Annotated in this window: 1 protein-coding gene; it reads right to left on the bottom strand. The window is 71.3% G+C overall.

The window, feature by feature from the left end; all coding sequences use genetic code 11:
* Nucleotides 1-2,656, bottom strand: a 2,656-nt coding sequence (locus ACIP8W_RS31835) for an SDR family NAD(P)-dependent oxidoreductase (RefSeq protein ID WP_402205890.1), incomplete at its 3' end; no start/stop codon positions are given.
* Nucleotides 2,657-2,722 lie beyond the last annotated feature (66 nt).

The raw sequence follows: 2,722 nt of genomic DNA, 5'->3' as shown, positions 1-2,722 counted from the left end.
GCAAAGCCACCAACGACGCAGAACAAGCCGTGTCCACAGTCAGCGCAGGCCCCTCCAAACCAAAGGTGTACGCAAGCCGACCAGAAATCACACTGCCCGCGTTGCCGGTCATCAGGTACCCCTCGACCCCTTGCGGGGTCCCGCGGAGCCGTGTCGCGTAATCCTGGCCGTTGGTGCCGGTGAAGACGCCGGTCGCACTGCCGCGCAGGGACGTCGGGTCGATGCCCGCGCGTTCGAACGCCTCCCATGCCGTCTCCAACAGCAGCCGCTGCTGCGGGTCCATCGCCGATGCCTCACGAGGCGAAATCCCGAAGAATTGGGGGTCGAACTCGGCCGCGTCGTGCAGGAACGCACCATGACGGGTGTAGGTCTTACCCGGCTTCCCAGGATCCGCATCGAACAGAGCGTCGATATCCCAACCCCGGTCCGTCGGAAACGACGTAACCGCGTCCTGACCACGGAAAACCAGATCCCACAAGTCTTCGGGGCTCTGGATGCCGCCGGGGAAACGGCAGCTCATCCCGATGATCGCGACAGGCTCGTCCATCATGGTGGTCACGACCGGGCCGTCGGTCTCGGTCGAGGTGCCCAGCACCTGGGAACCGATGTATTCGGCCAGTGCCTCGGGGGTGGGGTGGTCGAAGACCAGCGTGGCCGACAGGGCCAGGCCGGTGGCCGCGTTGAGACGGTTGCGCAGCTCCACCGCGGTGAGCGAGTCGAAGCCGATCTCCTTGAACGCCCGAGCCGGATCGATCGTCCGCGCCGAGGCATGCCCCAGCACGGTTGCCACCTGGCCACGTACCAAGTCGAGCAAGGCCGTACGCCGGTCTGCCTCCGGCAGCCCCGTCAGGCGGCGCGCCCAGGCGGACTGCTCCCCTTCGGCCGGGCGGTCGACGCCGGCCCAGGGCTGTGCGTGAGCCTGTCGGGCTTCGGGGATACCTGTCAGCAGGGAACCACCCGGCCGTACGGCGGTGAAGGCCGGGGCGAAGCGCCGCCAGTCCACGTCGGCGACCATCACGGCGGGGCGGCCGGCGGTGACGGCACGGGCCATGGCCACGACGGCCGACTCAGGTGTCATGGCCGACCACCCGTCCCGGTCCAGCCGCCCGGCGGCCTCACGCTCGGCGGCCATGCCGCCCTCGGCCCACCGGCCCCACGCGAGCGAGACGGCGGGCAGCCCGAGGGCGTGCCGGTGCTCGGCCAACGCGTCCAAGTAGGCGTTGGCAGCGGCGTAGTTGGCCTGTCCGGCGCTGCCCAGCACACCGGAAGCCGACGAGAACAGCACGAAGGCGTCCAGCTCCACTTCGCGTGTGGCCAGGTCCAGGTAGTGGGCGGCCTGCGCCTTGGCAGCCAGTACCTCGGCACAACGCCCGACCGACAACGAGGCCAGCACACCGTCGTCGAGCACGCCCGCGGCATGGACCACCGCCGTCAGGTCACCCTCGTCGGCCAACCCGGCCACCAACGCGGTCACGGCCTCCTGGTCACGCAGGTCGCAGGCGACCAGCTCCACCTGCGCCCCCGAGGCGGCCAGTTCCTCCCGCAGCACCCGCGCCCCGGGGGCATCGGGGCCGCGGCGGCCGACCAGGACCAACCGTTCGGCTCCACGAGCGGCCAGCCAACGGGCCACATGCCCACCGACCGCACCCGTACCACCGGTCACCAGAACCGTGCCCGACGGCACCCACTCCCCCGGATCTCCGACCGGGGCGGCGGTGTCGCGGGTCAGGCGCGGGGCGAAGAGGCCGGCGGTGCGCAGAGCGATCTGGTCCTCGTGACCGGGGTCGCTGCTGGTGGCCAGGACACCGACCAGACGCCGTGCCGTGCGCGGGTCCACCTGCTGCGGCAGATCGACCAGGCCGCCCCAGCGGTCCGGGTGCTCCAACGCCACGGCCCGGCCCAGGCCCCACACCTGCGCCTGCTCCGCGCTGTCCACCCCGTCCGACCCGTCCGTGGCGACCGCGCCCCGGGTCAGGCACCACAACGGTGCGCCCAACTCCATGTCACCCAACGCCTGTACCAGCCCCAGAGTCAGGGCCAGCCCGCAGGGCACCGACGGATGGTGCCGGTCGTTGCCGTCGGCCAGCGCCAGCAGCGACACCACCCCACGTACCCGGCCGATGTCCGCGGTGCCGAGCTGCTCGGCGATCTGTCCCGTGATTCGCTCGGCGAGAACGGTACGTACCCGGTCGGCCTCCGGGTAGTCGAGCTCCACCCCGACCACCTCGGCGCCATGATCGGCCAGCGCGGCCGCGACGGTCCCTGCGGATTCCACCGCGTCACCGGCCCCCGCCGGAACCAGCAGCAGCCACACACCCGTCGCGGACACACGAGCGGGCTCCGACAGCGGCAGCCACGTCACGCGGTAGCGCCACGTGTCGACCACCGACATCTGCTTGGCCCGGCGGCGCCAGGACGACAGGGCAGGCAGCGCGTCCGCCAGCCGAGCCCGGCCGTTCATCCCCGGCCCAGCGTCCAGAGCGGAGAGGTCGCCCTGCTCCACCGCCTTCCAGAAAGCGGTGTCCACCTCGTCCCGACCCCCGCCCTCGCGCTGCCGGCCAACTGTCCCCGCCGACCCCTCCAGCCAGTAGCGGGAACGCTGGAAGGCATACGTCGGCAACTCCACCCGCCGCACAGACCCCCCCGCGAAGAACACCCCCCACTCCACCGGAAAACCACCCACGAACAACTCACCCAACGCCGACACCAACGCGACAGGCTC

It is taken from the genome of Streptomyces sp. NPDC088554 (assembly GCF_044752945.1).
GTDB lineage: Bacteria > Actinomycetota > Actinomycetes > Streptomycetales > Streptomycetaceae > Streptomyces.
The sequence above is the reverse complement of the archived record's forward strand: the minus strand, read 5'-3'. Positions and strand labels throughout refer to the sequence as shown.